Origin of the sequence: Roseomonas alba (assembly GCF_019430885.1) — a bacterium.
In the GTDB taxonomy this organism is placed as follows: domain Bacteria; phylum Pseudomonadota; class Alphaproteobacteria; order Acetobacterales; family Acetobacteraceae; genus Neoroseomonas; species Neoroseomonas alba.
In genome coordinates this window covers 14,002-37,885 of the sequence record NZ_JAHYBZ010000013.1, presented here as the reverse complement: position 1 = coordinate 37,885, position 23,884 = coordinate 14,002, and the positions used below count along the sequence as shown (strand labels likewise).

The following is a 23,884-nucleotide window of genomic DNA, read 5'->3' as shown; positions in this document are numbered from 1 at the left end:
TCCGGGGCCGTCGGGCAGGGGACATCGGCGACCCCGCACCCGGCCCCCGCCGGGCACGCGGCGGTTGCCCCTTAACGGATCGGGACGTCGGGCTGCGATGAAGTTCACGGTGGACAGGGCGGTACTGCTGAAGGCTCTTGCGCATGTGCAGAGCGTGGTCGAACGCCGCAACACCATCCCCATCCTGGCGAATGTGCTGCTGGACGCGAAGACCGAGGGCAGCCTGACGCTGACCGCGACCGACATGGAAATCGCGGTGGTCGAGGAAGTGGCCGGCGTGACCGTGCCGCGCGGCGGCCGCACCACGGCACCGGCGGCGACACTCTACGAGATCGTCCGCAAGCTGCCCGACGGCGCGCGGGTCGAGCTCGACCACGGCGGCGGGGACGGGCCGCTGACGCTGCGTGCTGGCAAGTTCAACACCTCGCTGGCCGTGTTGCCGGTCGACGACTTCCCCTCCATGACCGAGGGCAAGCTGCCCACGAAGTTCAGCATCAAGGCCGGCGTGCTGCGCGACCTGATCGACCGCACGCGCTTCGCCATCAGCACCGAGGAAACCCGCTACTACCTCAACGGCATCTATCTGCATGCGGCCGAGGCCGAGGGCGCGCCCGTGCTGCGCGCCGTGGCGACGGACGGCCACCGCCTCGCCCGCGTGGAGGAGCCGCTGCCGGATGGTGCCAAGGGCATGCCCGGCGTGATCATTCCGCGCAAGACGGTGCAGGAAGTCCGCAAGCTGGCTGACGAGACGCAGGACGAGATCGAGATCCGCCTGTCCGACACCAAGATCCGCTTCGGCCTCGGCACCGTCGCGCTGACATCCAAGCTGATCGACGGCACCTTCCCGGAATACGAACGCGTCATCCCGCGCGGCAACGACAAGAAGCTGACCGTGCCGAAGAAGGATTTCGAGGAAGCGGTCGCGCGCGTCGCGGCGATTTCCTCCGAACGGTCGCGGCCGGTGAAGCTGTCCATCTCGCGCAACAACCTGCTGCTGTCCGCCGCCAGCCCCGAACAGGGCCAGGCGCAGGAGGAGCTGGACGCGGACACCGTGTCCTATGAGAGCAGCCCGCTCGAGATCGGCTTCCAGGCGCGCTACCTGACCGACATCACGGCGCAGATCGGCGAGAAGATGGAGTTCCTCTTCGCCGACGGCGCCGCGCCGACCATCGTGAAGGACGAGGCGAAGCCGGAAGCGCTCTATGTGCTGATGCCGATGCGGGTGTGAGCGGGGCGGCGCCGAGCGTCTCGGCCGACCGGAGAGGGGCTTTGCCCCTCCCCGAACCCCGCCCCACCAAAGGCCGAAAGGCCTTTGGAAACCTCGATCTGGCGCCAAGCCTGGTGGTTGCCCCCGCTGGTGGCGGTGCCGTCGTGCTCGTCGCCAGCCATCGGTTGCCGAAGGCCTTGCTGATGAGCCGGAAGGTACCGCGGGAGCCGAAATCGGAGGGGCTCTGCCCCTCTGGACCACCGATGGTACCTGGACCGGGGACTTTCGGTGCTGGGCGCGACTTCCCTGCCGCTGCCCCCAGCGCGCCTCGTGTGCAAGTGCAGGTTTCGGCGTTGGTTTTGCCAGTGATGCTCGGCACCAAGTCGAGCCTTGCAAAGGCGTTTCGGCCTTTGCCGGGGTGGTTTGGAAGGGCGGAGCCCCTCCAATTGCGCCCTGGCCCGACCATCTGACCCCCGTGCTCCGCCTCATTCGTCTTCGCCTGACCGAGTTCCGCTCCTGGGCATCCCTGGACGCCCGTTTCGACGCGCCGGTCGTCGTCATTGCCGGCGAGAACGGTGCGGGAAAGACCAACCTTCTGGAAGCCATCTCCCTGCTCGGTCCCGGACGTGGATTGCGCGGGGCACGGATGAGCGAACTCGGTCGGCGAGTGGATGCCGTGGCGCAGCCCTGGGCCGCGGCGGGCCGCTTCGCGACGCCCCAAGGCAATTTCGACATCGGCACGGGTGCCGACCCGGGGGGGTCGTCCGATCGCCGTCAGTTTCGCCTGGACGGCCAGCCGGTGCGGGTCCAGGCGGATCTCGCCGACCACGTCGCAGCGGTCTGGTTGACTCCGCAGATGGACCGGTTGTTCCAGGAAAGCACCTCGGGCCGCCGGCGCTTCCTCGACCGTCTGGTCTGGGCTCTGGAACCGACCCACGCGCGGGAGGTCGCCGCGCACGACGAGGCCATGGCCCAGCGCAACCGCCTGCTGGCGGGTGGTCGGGCTGATCCGGGTTGGCTGGCTGGGCTGGAGGATGCCATGGCCCGCCATGCCGTGGCCGCCACGGCCGCCCGACGCGCGCTGGTATCCCGGCTGAATGCGGTGATGGCCTCGGGGGCCGCCACAGGAGCCTTTCCGGCCGCACGGATGGTGCTGGTTTGCCCGATCGCCGAAGCGCTGGCCGAGCAGCCCGCCCTGGCCGTGGAAGACGCCCTACGCGCGGCCCTGGCCGCCGATCGCCGGCGCGACGCCGCGGCCGGCGGGGCCGCGCGCGGCGCCCATCGCGCCGACATGGCACTGATCCACCTGCCCAAGGACCAGCCGGCGGAGCTGTGCTCGACCGGGGAGCAGAAGGCCCTGCTGATCTCGACCGTCCTCGCCCATGCGGCGCTGATCGCCGAGGCCCGCGGCTTCGCGCCGATGCTGCTGCTGGACGAGGTCGCGGCGCATCTGGACGCGACCCGGCGGGAAGCCCTGTTCGCCGCCTTGGCCGCCCTGCCCGCGCAGGCCTTCCTGACCGGCACGGATCCCGAGGTTTTCCGCCCCCTTCAGGGCATCGCCGACCGCTTCCGGGCACAGCCCGGAATCCTCGTTCCGGAAGGCGAATGCGGGTCGCCTTGACGGGCGGAAAACCCTATATTGCAGAGACGCTTCACACCCCCTTTCCACAGCAGGAGCAAGCGCGCCGCATGAGCGAGCCCGCGCGTCCCGAACACGACGCCTACGACAGCGCCTCCATCACCGTCCTCCGTGGCCTTGAAGCCGTGCGGAAGCGGCCCGGCATGTATATCGGCGACACCGATGACGGCTCGGGCCTGCACCACATGGCCTTCGAGATCATCGACAACGCCGTGGACGAGGCGCAGGCAGGCTTCGCCACGCTGTGTCACGTCACGCTGAACGGCGATGGCTCGGTGACGGTGCGCGACGACGGGCGCGGCATTCCGGTCGACATCCACCCGGAGGAAGGCGTCTCGGCGGCCGAGGTCGTGCTGACGCGCCTGCACGCCGGCGGCAAGTTCAACCAGAATTCCTACAAGGTCTCGGGCGGCCTGCACGGCGTCGGTGCGGCCGTGGTCAATGCGCTCTCAGAATGGATGGAGGTGCGCATCTGGCGCGAGGGCAGGGAGCATTTCCTGCGCTTCGAGCATGGCGACACGGTGCAGCCCTGCATGGTGGTTGGCGCCTCTGACCAGCCGACGGGTACGCAGGTGGTCTTCAAGCCATCGGCCCTGACCTTCACGCGGACTGAGTTCGAATTCGCCGTGCTGGAACGCCGGCTGCGCGAACTCGCCTTCCTCAATTCGGGCCTGAAGATCGTGCTGCGCGACGAACGCAGCGCCGAGCCGCAGGAAGTCGCCTTCCACTACGATGGCGGCCTGGTCGCCTTTGTCGAATGGCTCGACAAGGGCAAGAACCCGGTCTTCTCGGCCCCGATCAGCGTGGTGTCGAAGGATCAGGACGGCATCCGCGTCGAACTCGCGATCCGCTGGAACGACAGCTATCACGAGACGATGCTGTGCTTCACCAACAACATCCCACAGCGGGATGGCGGCACGCATCTGGCCGGCTTCCGCCAGGCGCTGACGCGCGTGGTGGGCAAGGTCGCCGAAGGGCTGGCGAGCAAGAAGGACAAGGTGAACCTCGCCGGCGAGGACATGCGCGAGGGCATCACCGCCGTGCTGTCGGTGAAGGTGCCGGACCCGAAGTTCAGCAGCCAGACCAAGGAGAAGCTCGTCTCCTCGGAAGTGCAGCCCGTAGTCCAGGCCGCCGTCGCCGACGCGTTGACCCATTGGTTCGAGACGCATCCGAAGGAAGCCAAGGACGTCGTTGGCAAGATCCTCGACGCCGCGGCGGCGCGCGAGGCGGCGCGCAAGGCGCGCGAGCTGACGCGGCGCAAGGGCGTGCTCGACATCTCCTCCCTGCCCGGCAAGCTCGCCGATTGCCAGGAACGCGACGCCTCCAAGGCCGAGTTGTTCATCGTCGAGGGTGATTCGGCAGGCGGTTCCGCCAAGCAGGGGCGCGACCGTGCCTTCCAGGCCATCCTGCCGCTCAAGGGCAAGATCCTGAACGTCGAGCGCGCGCGCTTCGACCGCATGCTCGGCAGCCAGGAAATCGGCACGCTGATCACCGCCCTGGGCACCGGCATCGGTCGCGCCGAGCCCAGCGAAGGCGGCTTCGACGTCGCCAAGCTGCGCTACCACCGCATCGTCATCATGACCGACGCGGATGTCGACGGATCCCATATCCGCACCCTGCTGCTGACCTTCTTCTTCCGGCAGATGCCGGAACTGATCGCGCGCGGATATCTCTACATCGCCCAGCCGCCGCTCTATCGCGCCAAGCGCGGGAATGAGGAGCGCTACCTGAAGGACGATCGCGCGCTCGAGGACTTCCTGATCGAGAAGGCGCTGTCGGGGGCATCGCTGCGCTTCTTCGACGGGCGGCTGCTGACCGCCGATGATCTGCGGGCCGAGCAGGAATTCCATCGCCAGGCGGCAGGGCGCATCCGGCGCCTGGCGGCGACCGTGCCGGCGGAGCTCATCGAGCAGGCCGCGGTGACCGGCGCGTTGACGCTGGATGGGGCGCGCGCCGCCGCTGCTGCCCAGGCGCTGTCGGCCCGGCTGAACGCGCTGGCGCCGGAGAATGAGCGTGGCTGGGTGGCGGCCCTGGACGAGACCGGGCTGACCCTGGCGCGCACCGTGCGCGGCGTGACCGAACGCCACACGCTGGATGCCACCGCGCTGCGCAGCGCGGATGGGCGCTGGCTCGATGAACGGCGCGACCGGCTGGCGCGGGACTTCGCCGCGGCCGAGCCGGCGCGACTGATCCTGGGCTCGCAGGAACATCCGGTGCAGGGTCCCATGCAGGCCTTCGACCGGCTGATCACGGAAGGGCGCAAGGGCCTGGCCATCCAGCGCTTCAAAGGTCTGGGTGAGATGAACCCGGATCAGCTCTGGAAGACGACGCTCGATCCCGCGGCGCGCACGCTGCTGAAGGTGCGCATCGAGGATGTCGAGGATGCGGAGCAGGTCTTCTCGACGCTGATGGGCGATCTGGTGGAACCGCGCCGCGATTTCATCGTGGGGAATGCGCTGAAGGTCGCGAACCTGGACGTGTGATGCCACGCCGGCGGCGCCGCACGGCGCCGCCTTGCGCGGAACTCATGCCTTCCGGATGTTGTGGAACAGCGGAAAGCCGTTGAGCATGTCCGTGATGGACCGCCGGAAGGCGAAGGGCTGCATCCAGGCTCCCGTCGGGATGTAGGGCACGTCCTGCCAGGCCTGCATCTGGATGTCGCGGCAGATGCGCTGCTGGTCTGCCAGCGTATCGGCATCCATGAACTCGTCGCGCAATGCCTCGATCCGCGCCGATTCCGGCCAGCCGAAGGGTCCATTACGCCCCAGCCCGCGCACATAGGATTGCGTCGCCGGGGATGTGGCGATGATGCCGGGGATGTAGTTGCACCACACGGACCAGCCGCCGCGGTCGAGCCCTTCCTTGTTCGCCAGCCGCGGCAGCACCGTGCCCCAATCGAGCGCCTGGTAGTCGAGGTTCACCCCGACTTTGCGGAACATGTCGGCGGCGAGCTGGCTCATCGCGTTCAGCGAAGGCAGGTCGGTCGGCACCACGAAGACGACGCGCTCGCCCTTGTAGCCGGCCGCTTCCAGGTCGCGCTTGACCTTGTCGAAGGACCGCGGGCCAGTCATCACCTCAAGCCCGGCCTCGGTCGCGAGCGGGCTGCCGGGCAGGAAGAAGCCGCAACGGTCGTTCCACAGCGACCGCTCCTCGCCCATCACGGCCTGCATGTATTCGGTCTGGTTGACCCCGGCGAGGAAGGCGCGACGGATCGCCGGATTGTCGAAGGGCGGGACGAGGTGGTTGAAGCGGATCATGCCCATCAGCCCGCCGCGTTCCTTCGCCTCGACAAGGATGTCGCGGTGGCGCCGCAGCAGCGGAATCAGGTCGGGTTGGGGCTGCTCCCACCAGTCGACCTCGCCGACCTGAAGTGCGGCAGCGGCGGTTGCGGCGTCGGGAATGGTCAACCATTCCACGCGGTCGATATGGACGATCTTCGGCCCGGCGGCGAAGCTCGGCGTCCCCGAGGACCGCGGCACATACCCGTCGAACTTCTCATAGACGTTGCGCGACCCGGCGACGCGCTCGCTGGCGATGTAGCGGAAGGGGCCGCTGCCCACCATTTCGGTGACCTGCACGTTGACCGGCGTGGAGGCCAGGCGCTCCGGCATCACCGGGCAGAAGGCGGAGGGCTTGGCGAGGGCGGTCGGCAGCAGCGGAAAGGGCTTCTTCAGCCGGAACTGGATGACCTTGTCGGACGGAGCGCTCAGTTCCTCCGTCGCGGCGCGCAGCGTCTGGCCGAAGGCATCCGTCTGCATCCAGCGATTGATGCTCGCCACTGCGTCGCGCGCGAGTACCGGCGTGCCATCATGAAAGCGCAGCCCGTCACGCAGCGTCAGCTTCCAGGTCTTGCCGTCATTCTCGATGACATGGCCTTCGACCATCTGCGGCTGCGGCATGAAGCTGTCGTCGAGGCCGTAGAGCTGGTCGAAGACGAGGAAGCCGTGATTGCGGGTGACGAGGCCCGTGGTGAAAACCGGATCCAGCAGCGCCAGATCCGATTGCGGGACGAACTTCACCACCTTGCGCTGCTGCGCCCCGGCCGGGGCGGAGAGTGAGGCGGCGCCGGCCGCGGCGGTGGCAAGGAAGTCTCGACGCTTCATGGCACGCACTCTCCGGTGATGGTGGGGTGATTACTGCGCGAGGGGTGGCCTCTTATCGGCCCAGGGGCGCGCTTCCTCGAAGGCGGCGGAGGCCTGAAGCACGCCGAGATCGTCGAAGCGCCGGCCGACGATCTGCAGCCCGACCGGCAGGCCGGCGGGGGTGAAGCCGCAGGGGATGCTCGCCGCCGGATTGCCCGACCAGTTGAAGGGGTAGGAGAATTCCGCCCACATCAGCCAATCCCATTCATGCTGCGGCCAATGCGCCGGCTGCAGCTTGTCCGCGGGGAAGGCTGCCACGCTGACGGCTGGCGAAAGAAGGAAATCGTAGCCTTCCATGAATTCGTGGATCTGCTGGATGTAGGCGAAGCGGCGCGCCCGCATCTGCATGAACTGCGGCGCGGTGAAAGCCGAGGCGTATTTGATCATCGCCACGAAGCCCGGATCCATGCCGCTTTCGAACTTGGGCAGGCTCTCGATGCGGCCGGAGAAGGTGGCCGGCCAGAAGAAGCGCGCGAGTTCGGGGCCGAGCGGTCCCCAGGCGGGCGTCACCTCCTCGATGATTGCGCCCATCTCCTCGAAGACCTTCACCGCCTGCTCGATCGCCTCGGTGATCTCCGGATCGACGCGCGCATGGCCGAGGTCGCGCGAATAGGCGATGCGCTTGCCCTTCATCGACGCGGCCTTGAGCTTCGAGGCGTAGTCCTCCGGCGGCGCTTCAAGGGAGGTGAAATCCCATGGATGCGGCCCGGCCATCGCCTGGGTCATCAGCGCGGCGTCTTCCACCGTGCGCGTCAGCGGCCCCATATGCGTCGCGTTGTCGTTGTTCGACACTGGCCAGTTCGGCACGCGCCCATGTGTCGGCTTCAGCCCATAGACGCCCGAGAAATGCGCGGGCATGCGGATCGACCCCGCGCCGTCGCCGCCCTGGTGCAACGGCCCATAGCCGCAGGCCGCCGCGACGCCGGCACCGGAGGAGGACGCCCCCGCATTCAGCCCCTTGCCCCAGGGATTGTGCGTGATGCCGGAAATCATCGCCTGGCTGACGCCCTTCCAGCCCCACTCCCCGGCCGAGGTCGTCTTGCCCATCATCATCCCGCCCGCCGCGAGCAGCCGGCTGACGCAGGGCGCGTCCACATCCGGAATCGTGCCCTGCATGATGACGGTGGAAAAATCCGTCTGCACACCCTTGGTATGCTGCAGGTCCTTGATGGTGACGGGAATGCCCTCGAGAAGCCGGGGCGTGTCGCACTGCAGGTACACCGCTTCGGACCGCCGCGCCGCATCCAGCGCGTGCTCCGGCGTCAGGCGCATCATGGCGTTGACGTTGGGTTCGATCCGCTCGATGCGGTCGAGAACCGCCTTGGCGACCTCCACCGGCGACAGCTTCCGCGCCCGATAGAGCGCGTGCAGTTCCGACACGCCCAGATAGCCGATCTCGTCGATATCCATCGCCCCACCTCGATGACCGTCGACATATTCAGGGCGTTTTCATCGGACAGGCAATGCGGCACGCCTGTTGTATGCAACGTGCCGTGTGACGGTGATCAGCGCGCCATCTCCCGCGACCGGTCCCAGAGATTGGGGATGACCGCGTCCGAATAGCCGGAAATGAAGGTCTTCTCGGCGCCCGCCATGTCGAAAACGTGACGCGACACGGCACCGATATTGCCGCCGTAGAGATGCACGCTGATCGACACCCGGTCGTCGAAGGCATTGGCGACCTGGTGCACGTCGCCGATCTCGGGCGAGACTGCGCCGATGTCGCCCGGTTCCAGCCGATGTGGCTCGCCCTGCACCGAGAGCGAGCCATCGTCGTTGCGCCGGAAGCTCGTCTCGATCTCCGCACCCCGCAGCATGCCGATCAGGCCCCAGACCGTGTGGTCGTGGATCGGGGTCTTCTGCCCCGGCCCCCAGACGAAGCTGACCAGGGAGAAGCGCTCCAGCGGATCGCAGTGCAGGAGGTACTGCCGATAGTACTGCGCATCCGGCGCCGCACAGGCTTCCGGCAGCCAGTCATCCTGCGCGACGAGGCGGCGCAGCAGTGGCCGTGCGGCCTCCATCAGGGGTGCGCCCGGCGGCGTGGTCTCGGCCGCCCGCGTCATGGCGACGACGAAATCGCGCAGCTTGGTGATGCTCATGGCGGCGTCCTACTCCCGGGAGCTTGGTGTCTCGGCCTTTCCGGGCATCCCGAATAATGGGAACATGATCCCGAAAGACGTTGACCCAATCTGTCTCGGACGATATCGCCTGTCAAAGCCGATGCACGGCTGGGCCGGGTTTGAGGGGATGCGTGTCCGACGATGGACAAGACGTTGCTGAAGGGACTGTCCGTCCTCGAAGCCATCGCCGAAGCCCAGGGCGAGCTTCGCGTCATCGACGATCTCGCCGCGCGCGTCGGCCTCAGCCGCAGCAACGCGCATCGCACCCTCCAGACCCTGATCCACGCCGGCTATGTCGAGCGCGACACCGTCCAGGGCAGCTACCGCGCGACACTGAAGATGTTCGCGCTCGGCCTGAAGCAGTTGAACCGCCTCGACGTCCGCCGGCTCGCACCGCCTTTCATGGCCTGTCTGGCGCGGGCGACGGGCGAGACCATCCACCTCTCGGTGCTGGACCAGCTTGAGGTCGTCTATGTCGACAAGATCGACAGCGAGCATGCGGTCCGCGCCTATACCGTCGTCGGCGGCCGCGCGCCGGCCCATGCGGTCGCGACCGGCAAGGCGCTGCTCGCGACCGAAAGCGCCGCGCGTCTCGATCGCCTACCGGCGCAACTGCCCGGCTTCACCGCCGCGACCATCACCGATCCGATGCAGTTGCGCGAGGAACTGAGCAAGGCCCGGGACATCGGCTATGCGGTGAATCGCGGTGAATGGCGCGAGGATGTCGGCGGCGTGGCGGCACCGGTCTTCGACGGCCTCGAACGGCCGGTCGCAGCGCTGGGCATTTCCGGCCCGCTCAACCGACTGACGGCCGAGCGGATGGCGGCACTCGCGCCGCGCGTGGTGCAGGCCGCGAGGCGGCTGTCGGCCGCCCTCGGTTATACGCGTAACTCTGCGGCGGGCTGACGAAAGGACGCTTGAATGGAACTCTCACTGGCCGCGGCCGCTCCACTGCGCATCGAGCAGCGCGACGGCATCTGGATCTTCACGTTGAACCGGCCGGAGAAGCGCAACGCGCTGTCAGCCGCGCTGGTGGACGGGTTGCTCGACGGGGTCGCCGAGGCGCATGCGCAGCGGGCAAGGATGCTCGTCTTCCGCGGCGAGGGCCGCGGCTTCAGCGCCGGCTTCGACTTCGCCGACGTCGAGACGCAGAGCGAGGGCGACCTGCTGCTGCGCTTCGTGCGCATCGAGATGCTGTTGCAGGCCGTAGCCGCCTCGCCCTGCCTGACGCTGGGGCTGGCGCAGGGGCGCAATTTCGGCGCGGGCGTGGATCTCTTCGCCGCGTGCCGGCACCGCGTCGCGGCGCCCGATGCGACCTTCCGCATGCCGGGGCTGCGCTTCGGCCTGGTGCTCGGCACGCGGCGCTTCGGGGCCATCGTAGGGGCGGAGAAGGCAGCGCGGATCCTGGAGGACTCCACCACCTTCGACGCGGCCGAGGCGCAGGCCATGGGCTTCGTGCAACGCGTTGCGCCGCCGGAGGACTGGCCGGCGGTGATCGACGCAACCGCGGCGGCGGCCTCGGCCCTGGATGCGACGAGCCGTGCCGCCTTGTACCGCGTGCTGAGCGCGGACCAGGATGCTGCAGACCTCGCCGAACTGGTCCGTTCCGCGGCTCGCCCGGGACTCAAGGCGCGCATCGCGGCCTACCTGGCCCCCGGCTAGCCCTGCGGTTGAGCCGGCGCGGGCAAGCGCCTAATCCTGCGCCATGTCTGATGGACCAGCCCCGCCGCACCGGACCTTCGTGTCCGGCCTGTCTTCCGGCGCCTGGCTTCAGACGATCGCGGCATTGGTCTGGATCCCGCAAGCCGCGCTGCTCGCCCTGGTCGTCGATGGCATCGCGCGGGGCGAGGGTGCCGCGGCGGCCGTCCTGCCTGCCTTCGGCATCGTCGCCCTGGGTGCGCTGCGCACCGCCGTGGACGCCGTGGGATCGCGTCGCCTGTTCCGGGCGGCACGCGCATCGCTGACAGGCCTGCGCCGCGACGCGGTCGCAAGCCTCGCCGCCCGTTCGCCGCTCGATGCCGGGCGGCCGGCATCCGGCGCCGCAGCGGCGGCGGTATGCGAGCAAGCCGAGGCAGTGCTTCCCTATCTGCTGCGCTATCGTGCCGCGCGGCTGCGCGTCACCGTCGTTCCGCCCGTGCTGTTGCTGGCCGTGCTGACGCAATCCTGGCTGGCCGCGCTGATCCTGCTCGTCGCCGCGCCGCTCATCCCGTTGTTCATGGCGCTGATCGGCCTGCGCGCGAAGGTAGCGAGCGAGGCGCAGATGCTCGAGATCGGCAGCATGAACGGGTTGCTGCTCGACCGTCTGCGCGGCCTGCCGACCATCCGCGCCTATGATGCCGTCGATGCGACGGCGCGGCGCCTGCGCGCCGCGGCCGAGGCGCTGCGGACGCGCAGCATGGCGGTGCTGCGCATAGCCTTTCTCTCCTCCGCGGTGCTGGAGCTGTTCGCGTCGCTCGGCGTCGCCATGGTCGCCGTCTATGTCGGGTTCCACCTGCTCGGCACGCTGGGATTCGGGGCCTGGGGCGGGACCATGTCGCTCGGTGCGGGGCTCTTCGTGCTGCTGCTGGCCCCAGCCTTTTTCGAGCCGCTACGCGACCTTGCCGCCGCCTGGCATGACCGAGCCGCCGGCGAGGCCGCGCAGGCGGCGCTACGCGACCTCGCCGCGCCGCCCGAGCTTGCCCTGCCGGACGCCCTTACCGCCGTCCCGCCGATGCTTGCCTCGGCGGCGCCGGGCCTCATGGCAAAGGATCTTGTCTTCCGTTATCCGGGCGCGGCACGGCCGATCTTCAATGGCTTCGCCCTGCAGGTCGCGGCGGGCGAGCGCGTGGCGCTGCTTGGCGCGTCAGGGGCGGGGAAATCCACACTGTTGGCGGTGCTGGCGGGGCTCGCATTGCCCGAGGCCGGCACGATCCACATCGGCGAGACACCTCTCACGCCCGACAGCGCGGCGCGGCTGCGGTGTCGCATCGCGTGGCTCGGCCAGAACCCCGCACTTTTCGCCGGCAGCCTGCGGGCGAACATCCTGCTCGGTCGGCGGGATCTGAATGCCGAGGCCGTGCGCCGTATCCTGCTGCCCGGCCTGCCCATGACGCGTCCGGTCGGCGAAGATGGCGCCGGCCTGTCGGGCGGCGAGGCGCTGCGCCTCGGCCTCGCACGCGCCATCGTGGCGCCGGAGGCCACGCTGATCCTCGCGGACGAGCCGACCGCGCATCTCGATGCCGACACCGCGGCGGATGTCATCCACGCGCTGCTGGCAGCCGCTGAGGGTCGCACCCTCGTGGTCGCGACGCATGATCCGGTGCTGGCTGCGCACATGGATCGGGTGGTGCAGCTGTCATGAGGCGCTTCGCACCGCTGCGCCGCGTGTTGGGGCTGTTCATCGCGGAACGGGGCGCGGCCATGGCGCTCGGCGCGATGCTCGCGGCGCTCGCTATCCTGGCGGGCGTCGCGCTTCTGGGCCTGTCCGGCTGGTTCATCACCGCGACGGCGCTGGCCGGGCTGGTTCCGGCGGCGGCGCTGGTCTTCGACGTCTTCATGCCCGGCGCGGGAATCCGCTTCCTGGCGATCCTGCGCACGGCCGCGCGCTATGGCGAGCGTGTGGTAGCGCACGATGCGACGCTCGCGCTGCTGGCCGGATTGCGGGAAAGGCTGTTCCGTGGCCATGCCGTGCCCGGCACCGCCCGCGCACTCGCGGCGCGGCCGGCGCGCCTGTTGTTCCGCCTGTCGTCCGATGTCGATGCGCTGGATGCTGTCTATCTGCGGCTCGTCGTGCCGGGCGCGGCGGCGGCGGTCACGGCACTGGCCGTCGGGGGCGCGCTCGCGATGCTCGATGCGGCGCTCGGGGTGGCGGTGGCGCTGGTGCTGCTCGCGACGGGTTTCGGCTTGCCGCTGTGGCTGGCCGGCGCAGCCGAACAGGCTTCGCGCCGGCGTGCTGCGGCGCTTGAGGCGCTGCGGGTGCGGGCGGTTGATCTCGTAGCCGGGCAGGTGGCGCTGGTCATGGCCGGCCGGCTCGGCGCGCAGGCCGACGCGATGGACGCCGCCGAGCAGCGCCTCGCGGCTGCCGAGGACGCGCTGCATCGGTTGGAGACGCTGGCTGGCCTGGGCTTCGGCCTGACCGGGGCGGCCCTGCTGGGCGGCGCGGCGCTGGCGACGGCCGGGTTGGCCGAGGGCGGCGCGCTGTCCGCCCCGCAGGCCGCGCTGGTGCTGCTGGTGGCGCTTGCGGCGCTGGAACCCTTCGCAGCCCTGCGCCGCGGGGCGATCGAACTCGGCCGCAGCGCGCGGGCAGCGCAGCGTTTGGCGCCGGCGCTCGATGTCATCGCGCCATCGCGCCTTCCGGAACCGCCGCTGGGCCTGGCCCTGCGTCTGGCCGGCCTGCGTTACACGCCGCCGGGCGCCGCACAGCCCTTGTTTGACGGGTTCGACTTGGACGTCGCGGCGGGCGAATGCGTCGCTGTCACCGGGCCAAGCGGTGCGGGCAAATCGAGCCTGCTCGCGCTGCTGAGTGGCGAGGCACAGCCCGATGCCGGCACGATCGCGGTCCTCCCGCACGCACTGCTGAGCCAGCGCGTGGACCTCTTTCACGATACCGTGCGGGGCAATCTGCTGTTGGCCCGACCAGATGCCGAAGATGCGGCACTCTGGCGGGCCTTGCGCGAAGCGGGGCTGGACGGTGTGGTGCAGGCGCTGCCGCGGGGCCTGGATACGCCTCTCGGCGAAGGTGGCGCAGGACTTTCCGTCGGCCAGCAGCGGCGCCTCGCCCTGGCGCGACTGCTGTTGCGCCAGGCACCGTTGCTGTTGCTCGATGAACCCACCGAGGCACTCGATGCTGCGACTGCACAGGGAATCTTGACGCAGATCATGGCCAAGCGCGGTGAAGTGGCTATATTCATCATCGCGCATATGAGGCGCGAGGCAGAATGGGCCGATCGGCTCATCCGTCTTGAGAGTGGTCGGGTAACGGGCATATGGCGTCGTGGCGAGGCTGGCTTCGCTGTGGCACTTGACGCTTTGCGTCCGGGCTGAGCCGTCGCTGCGCCGCGCCGCGTGATCCTGCGCGACGCGAACCTCCGTTGGGGAGGCCGGCGCAGCCCGGCACGCCGCATGGAGCTCGACATCGTCAGTCTGTCGCGACTTCAGTTCGCGATGACGGCCCTGTACCACTTCCTCTTCGTGCCGCTGACGCTCGGCCTGTCCATCATCCTCGCCATCATGGAGACGGTCTATGTGATGACCGACCGTCCCATCTGGAAGGAGATGACCAAGTTCTGGGGCACGCTGTTCGGCATCAACTTCGTCCTCGGCGTCGCCACCGGCATCACCATGGAATTCCAGTTCGGCATGAACTGGAGCTACTACAGCCACTATGTCGGCGACATCTTCGGCGCGCCGCTGGCCATCGAAGGGCTGATGGCCTTCTTCCTGGAGGCGACCTTCGTCGGGTTGTTCTTCTTCGGCTGGGACCGGATGTCCAAGCGTGGCCACCTGGCCGCGACCTGGGCGGTGGCGGCGGGGTCGAACCTGTCGGCGCTGTGGATCCTGATCGCCAATGGCTGGATGCAGAACCCGGTCGGCAGCGTGTTCAACCCGGCCACCATGCGCATGGAGGTCGCCAGCTTCTACGAGGTGCTGTTCAACCCCGTGGCGCAGGCGAAGTTCGTGCACACCGTCTCGGCGGGCTACGTCACCGCTTCGATCTTCGTGCTCGGCGTCTCCTCCTGGTACGTGCTGAAGGGGCGGCATATTGCGCTCGCCAAGCGGTCCATGGCGGTGGCGGCCTCCTTCGGGCTGCTCTCCTCCCTGTCGGTCGTCGTGCTGGGCGATGAGAGCGGCTACCTGACCACCGAGCATCAGCGCATGAAGCTCGCCTCGATCGAGGGCATGTGGGAGACCGAGCCGGCGCCGGCCTCCTTCACCCTGCTCGGCTTCCCCAACCAGGAAGCGCGCGAGACGCATCACATCATCCAGATTCCCTGGGCGCTGGGGCTGATCGCGACGCGATCGCTCGACACGCCGATCCCGGGCATTCGCGAACTGGTGGAGCGGGCGCAGGCCCGCGTGCGCAACGGCATCATCGCCTATGACGCCCTGCAGCAGATCCGCGCCGCGCGCGGTGCCGAGAACGTGCCGGCCTCCGTGCGCGAGGCCTTCGAGGCGAATGGCAACAATCTCGGCTATGCCTTCCTGCTGCTGCGCCACACTGACGATCCTCGCAAGGCGACAGACGCGCAGATCGAAGCCGCCGCCTGGGATCTGGTGCCGCCGGTGGCGCCGCTCTTCTGGTCCTTCCGCGTGATGGTCGGGCTCGGCTTCTACTTCATCGCGCTGCTCGCCACCTTCTTCCTGCTGTCGGCGTGGCAGAAGCTGGACCGGTATCGCTTTCTGCTGTGGATGGCGGTCTTCTCCATCCCCTTGCCGTGGATCGCCGCCGAAGCGGGCTGGATCGTCGCCGAGGTCGGCCGCCAGCCCTGGATCATCGAAGGCATGCTGCCCACGGCGGTCGCGGTGTCGAGCCTCGGCATCACCCAGGTGCTGCTGACGCTGTGCGGCTTCATCATCATCTACAGCGTCCTCTTCGTCATCGAGATGACGCTGATGGTGCGTGCCATCCGCAAGGGGCCACCGCCGGAGGCCGATCTCGTCGGGCCCGCACCCCTCCCCAATGTCGCGCCCATGCGCGGCATCCTGCCCGCGGAGTGAGCCGAGATGATCCTCCATACCCTGATCGACTATGAGACCCTCCGCCTGATCTGGTGGGTGCTGCTCGGCGTGCTGTTGATCGGCTTCGCGGCGACGGACGGCTTCGACATGGGGGTCGGCGCGCTGCTGCCCTTCGTGGCGCGGAACGACGTCGAACGGCGCGTGGCCATCAACACGGTGGGGCCTGTCTGGGAAGGCAACCAGGTGTGGTTCATCCTGGGCGGCGGCGCGATCTTCGCCGCCTGGCCGCCGCTCTACGCGGTGTCCTTCTCGGGCTTCTACCTGGCGATGTTCGTGGTGCTGGCGGCGCTGATCCTGCGGCCCGTCAGCTTCAAGTATCGCAGCAAGCGCGACAGCGCGCGCTGGCGCAACAACTGGGACTGGGCGCTGTTCGTCGGCGGCTTCGTCCCGGCGCTGATCTTCGGCGTCGCGGTGGGCAACGTGCTGCAGGGCGTGCCCTTCCGGCTGGATGAGGATCTGCGCAGCTTCTACGAAGGGTCCTTCTTCGGGCTGCTCAATCCCTTCGCGCTGCTCTGTGGGCTGCTGTCGGTGTCCATGCTGGTCATGCACGGCGGCGGCTGGCTGGCGCTGAAGGCCGATGGCATGGTGGCCGAACGTGCGCGGCGCTTCGGATCGCTGGCGGCGCTGCTGACGGTGGTGCTCTACGCGCTGGCCGGGCTGCTGTTGTGGTCCTTCATCGACGGCTATCGCATCACCAGCGCGATCGTGACGGACGGCCCGTCCAACCCGCTGGCGAAGCAGGTGGCGCACGATCCGGGCGCCTGGTTCGCGAACTTCGCCGTCTGGCCCTGGCTGTGGATCGCGCCCGGGCTCGGCCTGCTGGGTGCGGCGCTCGCCGGCCTGGCGCTGCGAACCCGCAGCGAGGGGCTGCCCATCATCGCTTCAGGCCTGTCGATCTTCGGGGTGATCTCCTCGGTGGGGGTGGCGATGTTCCCCTTCATCCTGCCGTCGTCGATCGACCCGCGTTCGAGCCTGACGGTGTGGGACAGCAGCTCCTCGCACATGACGCTGTTCATCATGCTCGTCGTGACCGTGATCTTCCTGCCCATCGTCCTCGCCTACACCGCCTGGGTGTATCGCGTGCTGTGGGGGAAGGTGACGGAATCGGATGTCCGGCAGGAAGCCGGGCATCTCTACTGAACGCCCGCGAGAGAAGGAGAGACGACCATGTGGTATTTTTCCTGGCTGCTCGGCCTGCCGCTCGCCGCGGCCTTCGCGGTGCTGAACGCGATGTGGTTCGAGATGCGCGAGGACGACGCCGCGCGGCGCTGAGGGCGATTGGAGGGGCTCTGCCCCTCCAAGCCACCCCGCCAAAGGCCGCAAAGCCTTTGGCGGGGAGAGCCCGGCCCCTCTCGGTTCTACAGTTCAAGAGAAAGCGCCGCGGGCCTAACCTGGGCCCCTCCACTCCAAGACGGCTCCGGCATGACGCAGCACCCCACCGCCTCCCTCCGCCCGGCCCGCGGCATCGCCCGTGGTGGCAAGGCGCTCTACGGCGCGCCTCTTGGAATCCTGATGCTGGAGGCGCGCTTCCCGCGCATCCATGGCGACATGGGCAATGGCGGGACCTGGCCGTTCCCGGTGCTCTATCATGTCGTGCGTGGCGCAAGCCCGGAGAAGGTGGTGCTGAACGGCGCGGCCGGGCTGCTGCCGGATTTCCTCGCCGGGGCGAAGGAACTGGTGCGCCTTGGCGCCGAGGCCATCACCACCAATTGCGGCTTCCTATCCCTGTTCCAGAAGGAGATCGCGGCGGAGGTCGGCGTGCCGGTCGCGACCAGTTCCCTGATGCAGGTGCCCTGGGTGCAGGCCATGCTGCCGCCCGGAAAGTGTGTCGGCCTGCTGACCGTCAGTGGATCGACGCTGACGCCGCGGCATCTCGAAGCCGCGGGCGTGCCGCTCGATATCCCGGTGGTCGGCACCGAGACGGGGCGCGAGTTCTTCCGCGTGCTGATCAAGGGCGAGAAGGACGACATGGATGTCGACCTGGCCGAGCAGGATATCCTCGATGCGGGGCGGGCGCTGGTCGCGCAGCACCCGGAGGTCGGCGCCATCGTGCTGGAATGCACCAACATGCCGCCCTATGCCGCCGCCTTGCAGCGCGCCGTCGGACTGCCGGTCTACGACATCTATTCGATGATCACCTATTTTCACGCCGGCCTGCGACCACGCGACTTTGCTGTGCCAAGCTGAGCAATCGGGCCATCGCACGCCCCGTTGCGTCACGCGTCCTGCCTCCGCCGGCATGAAGCGCCGCCTCCTGGGAGCTTCCCGGCCAGGAGTTCCGGCCTTCCCGTAGGGTCGGCCCATGCTGTCGCCCACCGACCCCGCCGCGGGCGACCGCGAGGCTGGATGTCCGCGTTGCGCCGCGGTGCGCGTTGTCCGGATCAGTGCCGCTGATCCGGACATGGCGCACCAAGCGAAGGCCTCAGCCGCGCTCGATGTTCCACACCACCGGGAAGCCGAAGTCGATCACGCCCTTCAATTCGGCACGCCACGCCGCCGGCGCCCGGAACTGCCCGGCGATCGGGAAGGTAACCTGCTCGGTCGCCACCCGGTTGATCTCCGCGGCAAGTTCCCGCCGCTGCGCCGGATCGCTCTCTGCCTCGAAGCGTTCGATCAGCGGTGTCAGCGTCGCCTCGCAATAGCCCCAGGGCTGGTTGCCCGTGCAGTTGAATCCGATGCCGAGATTCGACAGAGGATCGGCCATGTCGAAGCCCGTATAGACCACCGGCAGCACGCTCCAGCCCCCGCGGTCGAGTGGCTGGCGCTGCACCCAGCGCTGCGCGATGGACGACCAGTCCGACCCCTGCACATCCACGTTGAAGCCGGCGCGCCGCATACGGTCGATCAGCACCAGCCCGAAGGGATTGAGCAGCGCGGAATCGAGCGGATGCATCAGCACCACGCGCTCATTGGTGTAGCCAGCCTCCCGCAGCAGGGCCTTGGCGCGGTCGAGGCTCGGCCGCACGATCGCCTCCGTGCCGCGATCGCTCGAAAAGGGAGTCCCGCACATCAGCATCGAGGTGCAGTCCGGCCGGCCGAGCTCCGCGAAACCCGCACCGGCCAGGATCTCCGTGCGGTCCAGGCATTGCTGCAGCGCCCGGCGCACCAGCACATTGTCGAAGGGCGGCTGGGTGTGGTTGATGCTGACGCCATACATCATTTCCGCTTGGCCCGAAGCCTGCGAGATGACGATGTTCCGGTCCCTGCGCATGCGCGGCAGGTTGTCGACCGGCGCATATTCCAGATAGTCCACCTCGCCCTGCTGCAGCGACGCCGCGCGCAGCGCGATGTCGGGCATGGTGATCATCTCGACCCGCTCGATCTTCGCGACCTTGCCGCCGGACAGACCGTCCGCCGGTTCGCTGCGCGGCACGTAGCGGTCATTGCGGCGGAAGAAGGTGCGCTCGCCCGGCACCCATTCGTCGCGCAGGAAGACATAGGGGCCGGAGCCCATGATCTCGGACACCGGCTGCGCGGGTGGCGTCGCGGAGGCGATGCGCGCCGGCATGATGAAGGGCACATGGACCGAGGGCTTGCCCAGTGCCTCGATCACGCCGCCATAGGGGCGCGACAGCTTGAGCACGAAGCCATCCGCGCCGGCGGGCGTCAGCTCCGCGGTCGCCGCCATCAGGCGCCGCCCGATGGAATCGCGATTGCCCCAGCGGCGCAGCGAGGCGATCACGTCCTCCGAGGTCACCGGCGAACCGTCATGGAAGGCGAGGCCCGGCCGCAGTTTGAAGGTCCAGGTCAACTTGTCGGCGCTGGCCTCCCAGCCCTGCAGCATCTGCGGGTGGTAGCGCCCCTGGCCGTCCATCGCGACCAGCGTATCGAAGACCAGGTAGGCGAAGTTGCGCGTCACGAAGGACGGGCTGGAGATCGGGTCGAGATTCTGCAGCCCGACATTGAGTACAAGGCGGAACGGCCGATCGCGCGACTGCGCGAGGGCGAGACGCGGAATGGCCAGCGCCGCTCCGGCGATGGCGAAACCCTGTCGGCGCGTCAGCATCATGGTTGGTCTCCGCTCGTCAGTGTCAGAACCTGTCTGGAAACGTGCCACGCAGCGCGCTTCCGCGTCCGGCACCGGCCCGCACCCCACCGGGCCACCCAATTCAACATACTGTCGTTGGGTGGCCCGGTGGGGTGCGGGCCGGCGCCAGACTGTTCAAATGGTCTCCTGTGCCGCCCAGGCCTCGGCGACCTGGCTGCAGGTGGCGAACCACACGCCCTCGAAGCCGCGCATGAATGCGATCATCTCGCGCAGCAGGGCGATGCGGCTCGGCCGGCCGCTGAATTGCGGATGCATCACCAGGTTGTAGTAACCGCCCCAGCGATGGATCTCGCGGAACTCCTCCTGCCAGACCTCGCGGATATGGCTGTTGGTGAAGATCGGCCGCGGCGTCTTGATCGAGAACAGCAGGAAGGGCGCGTCGTCCAGGCTCCAATGCCAGGGCAGCTCGACGATCGAGGCGCCGTCCGGGCCCGCGATGCGATAGGGATTGATGTCCGCCATCATCGAGCTGTCGTAGAGGAAGCCATGCTTGGCGAGCAGTCGGATGGTGTTGTCGCTGGTCTCGCCCGCCGGCGACCGATAACCCTTCGGCACCACGCCGAGCACGCGCTTCAGCGCATCGAGGCCACGCTCCATCTCCTCGACTTCCTGGTCGGGGAAGGCGGGGTCGATCCAGGCATGGGAGTAGGAGTGGTGGCCGATCTCATGCCCGGCCTTGAGTGCGAGCTCCGCCTTGTCGGCGTGGTTCTCGACCGTCCAGCCGGGGATGAAGAAGGTGGCGGGGACACCGGCATCCTTCAGCGTCTCGACGATCTTCGGCACGCCGACGCGCGCACCGTACGTGCCTTGGCTCAGCGTGCCGGGACGCTGCGCATTCGCCGGATCGCGCGACAGCCACAGCGTCTCCGCGTCGAAGTCGAAGGTCAGGGTGACGGCGACGCGCGCACCGCCGGGCCACTTCACGCCGGGCTGAGTCATTCCACTATGTCCTCTCCAACGCCTTGCGGCGATTCATGCAAGCCGCCCGCCATCCACCGGCAGGGCGACGCCGTTGATGTACGAAGCCGCGTCGCCCAGCAGGAACAGCACGGCGGCGCAGACCTCGTCCGGCGTGCCGAAGCGTCCCATCGGATTGCGCGTGCGGAAGAAGACCTCGCGCTCGGCGGCGCCGTCGCCGGCCGAGGCGAAGGTCTCGCGCAGCATCGGCGTCTCGATCGGGCCAGGGCAGACGCAATTGGCACGGATGCCCTGTGCGGTGTGGCAGGCGGCGACGCTGCGCGTCATCAGCACCACCGCGCCCTTGCTGGCGGAATAGGCGGGGAAGGTCGCATTGCCGACGAGCCCGGCGCCGGAGGCGAGCGTGACCACCGACCCGCCGCCCGCCGCGATCATGCGCGGCAGGACATGCTTCAGCGCTAGCCAGGTGCCCTTCACGTTCACGGCGAAGAGGCGGTCCCACGCCTCCTCCTCCACATCCGGCAGCGGCACGGTCGGGCCGAGGATGCCGGCGGCGGTGACCAGCAGCGAGACCGGGCCGAGGCCATCGAGCGCCTCCGCGGCGCGCATCATGTCCGCGCCCTGCGACACGTCGCCGGCAACCGTGATGGACCCCGGGCAGGACGTCGCAGTGTCCGCCAGCCCATCAGCGTCGCGATCCATCAGGACCAAGCGGGCGCCGCCTGCCGCCAGCGCCAGCGCGACGCTACGCCCGAGGCCGGAACCCGCGCCGGTCACCAAGCCGACGCGACCGGTGAAGAGTGATGCATCGTCACGCTGGGCAGCCAAGGTCGCGACTCTCCGCAAGGGCCTATACTGTCTCCCTGGCGGCCCCGTCCGTCCTGCCGGGCCTTGGGATAAAAGCGTAGGGCGCGTTCGCGGAGGCTGTCAAAACGCGGCAAGGCGATGCGCGATGTCAGAGGGCAGGTGGCGCTGCTCACAGGCGCAGGTGGCGTCGTTCACGGTGCGCCAACGGCGGAAGCAGAAGACCGTCTGGCCCATGGCGAGACCAAGATGCTGCGTGACGGAGACCGGCGGCATCGTCTCGCGATAGTCGAGCAGCCGGAAGCGCGCCGCGCCGTCGGCGATGCGCTGTTCCTCTTCGAAGGCCGCACCGAAGTCGTGCGGGTCGTGCCGCGCCCGCGGCCACGGGAGACCAGGCCGCCGGCTGCGAGATGCTGCACGGCCTGCCGCACGGTGGGGGCCGGCTGACGCCGAAATACGAGGCGCAGGCCGTCTCGCTCGGCAGTGCGCGGCCGGTCACCGCTGCGTGATTCGCGCGGCTCGGTGCCGCCAGCCGCTCGGCAAGCCGCATGTAGAACGGCAGGGCGTCGGTGGTGTCGAGCGGCGGAAGGGACCCGAGTTCGAAGGCGGCCGCCATCGGGCCGGGTCGGGTGCCGTCACCCCCTGGGGATGGATCGCGTCATCGGTCCGGATGCGTTGCCTTAGTCCTGCCTGTGCTGGCCATTTGTTATGTCATGAAAAATATAACGAAGGCCCTTCCGGAGAGCCAGCCGGGACGGACAGCGACCCTCGCACCCCTTCCGTGACGCGCAATGCATCGCAACGGGCGTGCGCCGGGCGGCAGCCCTGTCCGGAAACGATGTTGACCCCGTGGAGTCACCGTGCTGCGCTGCGTCACGTCGCCCTGCTGGCGCGTCCTGCCGGTCGGAATCTGCGTGAGACGATCGATCGCCGCGACGCCCCACCGGGATCTGGAGGGATAGTCATGACGGGCACGCGCCGCCGCGAGATGCACCTTCTGGCCTATCTCAAGACGGGCCCGACCGGCATGCATGTCGGTGCCTGGCGCCATCCGAACAGCCGGCTTGACGACATCCTCGAACCCAGCCGTTACGAGCACATCGCCCGCGTGCTGGAAGCCGGGAAGTTCGACGGGTGCTTCTTCGCGGACCTGTTTGGCCTGTATGACATCCACAAGGGCGGCTTCGACACCTATATCGAGCGCGGCGGGCAGATCAGCTTCCTCGATCCGGTGACAGTGCTGCCGCTGATGGCGCGCGTCACCGAGCATCTCGGCCTCGGCGCCACGCTCTCGACCAGCTTTCACAGCGCCTATCACCTGGCGCGCGTGCTCAATTCGCTCGACGTGCTGAGCAAGGGGCGCATCGCCTGGAACGTGGTGACTTCTGCGACCGACCTCGAGGCGCAGAATTTCGGCATCGACAAGCTGCCGCCCAAGGAACTGCGCTACGACATTGCCGACGAGGTGCTCGAAGCCTGCTTCGCGCTATGGGATTGCTGGGAGGACGGGGTCTTCGTCCTCGACAAGGAACGCGGCGTCTTTGGCGATCCGGGGCGCATCCGCTACGCCAACTATGTCGGCAAGTATATCCAGACGCGTGGGCCGCTCTCCATCCCGCGTTCGCCGCAGGGGCGGCCGGTGATCATGCAGGCGGGCTCCTCCGACCGCGGCCGTGACTTCGCGGCCCGCTGGGCCGAAGCGATCTTCTCGGCCCAGTATGGCGAGCCGGCGATGAAAGCCTTCTACGACGACGTGAAGGGCCGCATGGCCGCGCGCGGCCGCGCGCCGGAGGACTGCAAGATCCTCCAGGGCATGACGATCGTGCTCGGCGAGACGGAATCGATCGCGCAGGAGAAGGCCGAGCACCTCAACTCCCTGATCGATCCCGAACTCGCCCTCGCCGCGAATTCCAGCGGCCTCGCGGTTGATCTCGCCAAGGTCGGCCAGGCGCAGGTCGCGGATGCCCGCGGCAACCAAGGCATGGACGGTACCCAGCAGCGCATCGAACAGCAGATGCGCGAGGACGGCCTGACCTTCGACCAGGTGGTCCGACGCGGCGCGCGGTCCATGGTGGTCGGCACGGCCCCCATGGTCGCCGACCGCATGCAGGCGCTGTTCGAGGCGCATGCATGCGACGGCTTCGTCCTCGCCCCGACCATCTTCCCCGGCATGTTCGAGGATATCGCCACCGCGCTGGTCCCCGAGCTCCAGCGGCGCGGCATCTTCCGCAAGGACTATACCGGCCGCACGCTGCGCGAGAATCTGCGCGGCCCCGCCCCCTCATGACT

19 protein-coding genes are annotated in these 23,884 nt (G+C 68.6%); 12 read left to right on the top strand and 7 right to left on the bottom strand.

What is annotated here, in order from left to right:
- Window positions 1-97: 97 nt before the first annotated feature.
- The 3 genes from dnaN (at window position 98) to gyrB (ending at window position 5,329) form a co-directional block, all read left to right on the top strand.
- The gene (gene dnaN, locus KPL78_RS27520; protein ID WP_219766463.1) at window positions 98-1,228 is read left to right on the top strand and encodes a DNA polymerase III subunit beta; all 1,131 of its coding nucleotides are present in this window, start codon (window positions 98-100) and stop codon (window positions 1,226-1,228) included.
- Between the two features lie 454 nt (window positions 1,229-1,682).
- Window positions 1,683-2,828 carry a DNA replication/repair protein RecF gene (gene recF / locus KPL78_RS27515; protein ID WP_219766461.1) on the top strand — a complete coding sequence of 382 codons (1,146 nt, stop codon included), beginning with the start codon at window positions 1,683-1,685 and terminating at the stop codon, window positions 2,826-2,828.
- 68 nt (window positions 2,829-2,896) lie between these two features.
- Window positions 2,897-5,329 carry a DNA topoisomerase (ATP-hydrolyzing) subunit B gene (gyrB, locus tag KPL78_RS27510; RefSeq protein WP_219766459.1) on the top strand — a complete coding sequence of 811 codons (2,433 nt, stop codon included), beginning with the start codon at window positions 2,897-2,899 and terminating at the stop codon, window positions 5,327-5,329.
- Window positions 5,330-5,371: 42 nt separating this feature from the next.
- Here the strand turns inward: gyrB and KPL78_RS27505 are convergent, their stop codons facing one another.
- The 3 genes from KPL78_RS27505 to KPL78_RS27495 form a co-directional block, all read right to left on the bottom strand.
- Window positions 5,372-6,949, bottom strand: a complete 1,578-nt coding sequence (locus KPL78_RS27505; protein ID WP_219766457.1) for an ABC transporter substrate-binding protein — start codon at window positions 6,947-6,949, stop codon at window positions 5,372-5,374.
- Window positions 6,950-6,979: 30 nt separating this feature from the next.
- A complete protein-coding gene (locus tag KPL78_RS27500) occupies window positions 6,980-8,398 on the bottom strand; it encodes an amidase (protein WP_219766455.1) in 1,419 nt (472 codons plus the stop codon).
- A 95-nt stretch (window positions 8,399-8,493) separates the two neighbouring features.
- Complete coding sequence (locus KPL78_RS27495) at window positions 8,494-9,087, bottom strand: cysteine dioxygenase family protein (RefSeq protein ID WP_219766453.1); 594 nt, start codon at window positions 9,085-9,087, stop codon at window positions 8,494-8,496.
- Between the two features lie 162 nt (window positions 9,088-9,249).
- Between KPL78_RS27495 and KPL78_RS27490 the strand changes: the two genes are divergently transcribed.
- The 8 genes from KPL78_RS27490 to KPL78_RS27455 all read left to right on the top strand — a co-directional run bounded on the left by KPL78_RS27490 (window position 9,250) and on the right by KPL78_RS27455 (window position 18,012).
- On the top strand, window positions 9,250-10,014 hold the full coding sequence (locus KPL78_RS27490; RefSeq protein ID WP_219766451.1) for an IclR family transcriptional regulator: 765 nt from the start codon (window positions 9,250-9,252) through the stop codon (window positions 10,012-10,014).
- Window positions 10,015-10,029: 15 nt separating this feature from the next.
- Window positions 10,030-10,770: an enoyl-CoA hydratase/isomerase family protein gene (locus KPL78_RS27485; protein WP_219766449.1), complete on the top strand. Its 741-nt coding sequence runs from the start codon at window positions 10,030-10,032 to the stop codon at window positions 10,768-10,770.
- A 43-nt stretch (window positions 10,771-10,813) separates the two neighbouring features.
- Window positions 10,814-12,448 (top strand): thiol reductant ABC exporter subunit CydD, encoded by a 1,635-nt coding sequence (gene cydD, locus KPL78_RS27480; protein ID WP_219766447.1) that lies wholly within the window; start codon window positions 10,814-10,816, stop codon window positions 12,446-12,448.
- A complete protein-coding gene (locus tag KPL78_RS27475) occupies window positions 12,445-14,130 on the top strand; it encodes an amino acid ABC transporter ATP-binding/permease protein (RefSeq protein ID WP_219766445.1) in 1,686 nt (561 codons plus the stop codon). The genes cydD and KPL78_RS27475 overlap by 4 nt, the downstream gene beginning before the upstream one ends.
- 78 nt (window positions 14,131-14,208) lie before the next feature.
- Window positions 14,209-15,804, top strand: coding sequence for a cytochrome ubiquinol oxidase subunit I (locus tag KPL78_RS27470; RefSeq protein ID WP_219766444.1), 1,596 nt, complete (start codon window positions 14,209-14,211; stop codon window positions 15,802-15,804).
- 6 nt (window positions 15,805-15,810) lie between these two features.
- Window positions 15,811-16,965, top strand: a complete 1,155-nt coding sequence (cydB, locus tag KPL78_RS27465) for a cytochrome d ubiquinol oxidase subunit II (protein ID WP_219766442.1) — start codon at window positions 15,811-15,813, stop codon at window positions 16,963-16,965.
- Window positions 16,966-16,992: 27 nt separating this feature from the next.
- Window positions 16,993-17,097, top strand: coding sequence for a cytochrome bd-I oxidase subunit CydX (gene cydX, locus KPL78_RS27460; RefSeq protein ID WP_219766440.1), 105 nt, complete (start codon window positions 16,993-16,995; stop codon window positions 17,095-17,097).
- Window positions 17,098-17,247: 150 nt separating this feature from the next.
- Complete coding sequence (locus KPL78_RS27455) at window positions 17,248-18,012, top strand: aspartate/glutamate racemase family protein (protein ID WP_219766438.1); 765 nt, start codon at window positions 17,248-17,250, stop codon at window positions 18,010-18,012.
- Window positions 18,013-18,247: 235 nt separating this feature from the next.
- Here KPL78_RS27455 and KPL78_RS27450 read toward each other — a convergent pair whose 3' ends face one another.
- The 4 genes from KPL78_RS27450 to KPL78_RS27435 all read right to left on the bottom strand — a co-directional run bounded on the left by KPL78_RS27450 (window position 18,248) and on the right by KPL78_RS27435 (window position 21,892).
- Window positions 18,248-19,834 carry an ABC transporter substrate-binding protein gene (locus KPL78_RS27450; protein WP_219766436.1) on the bottom strand — a complete coding sequence of 529 codons (1,587 nt, stop codon included), beginning with the start codon at window positions 19,832-19,834 and terminating at the stop codon, window positions 18,248-18,250.
- 153 nt (window positions 19,835-19,987) lie between these two features.
- Window positions 19,988-20,812, bottom strand: a complete 825-nt coding sequence (locus KPL78_RS27445; RefSeq protein WP_219766434.1) for a polysaccharide deacetylase family protein — start codon at window positions 20,810-20,812, stop codon at window positions 19,988-19,990.
- Window positions 20,813-20,845: 33 nt separating this feature from the next.
- The gene (locus tag KPL78_RS27440; protein ID WP_219766432.1) at window positions 20,846-21,619 is read right to left on the bottom strand and encodes an SDR family NAD(P)-dependent oxidoreductase; all 774 of its coding nucleotides are present in this window, start codon (window positions 21,617-21,619) and stop codon (window positions 20,846-20,848) included.
- Window positions 21,620-21,718: 99 nt separating this feature from the next.
- Entirely contained in the window at window positions 21,719-21,892 is a 174-nt protein-coding gene (locus KPL78_RS27435; protein WP_255569528.1) for a UTRA domain-containing protein, read from the bottom strand.
- A 667-nt stretch (window positions 21,893-22,559) separates the two neighbouring features.
- Here KPL78_RS27435 and KPL78_RS27430 point away from each other — a divergent pair.
- Complete coding sequence (locus KPL78_RS27430; protein WP_219766428.1) at window positions 22,560-23,882, top strand: LLM class flavin-dependent oxidoreductase; 1,323 nt, start codon at window positions 22,560-22,562, stop codon at window positions 23,880-23,882.
- Window positions 23,883-23,884: the final 2 nt, after the last annotated feature.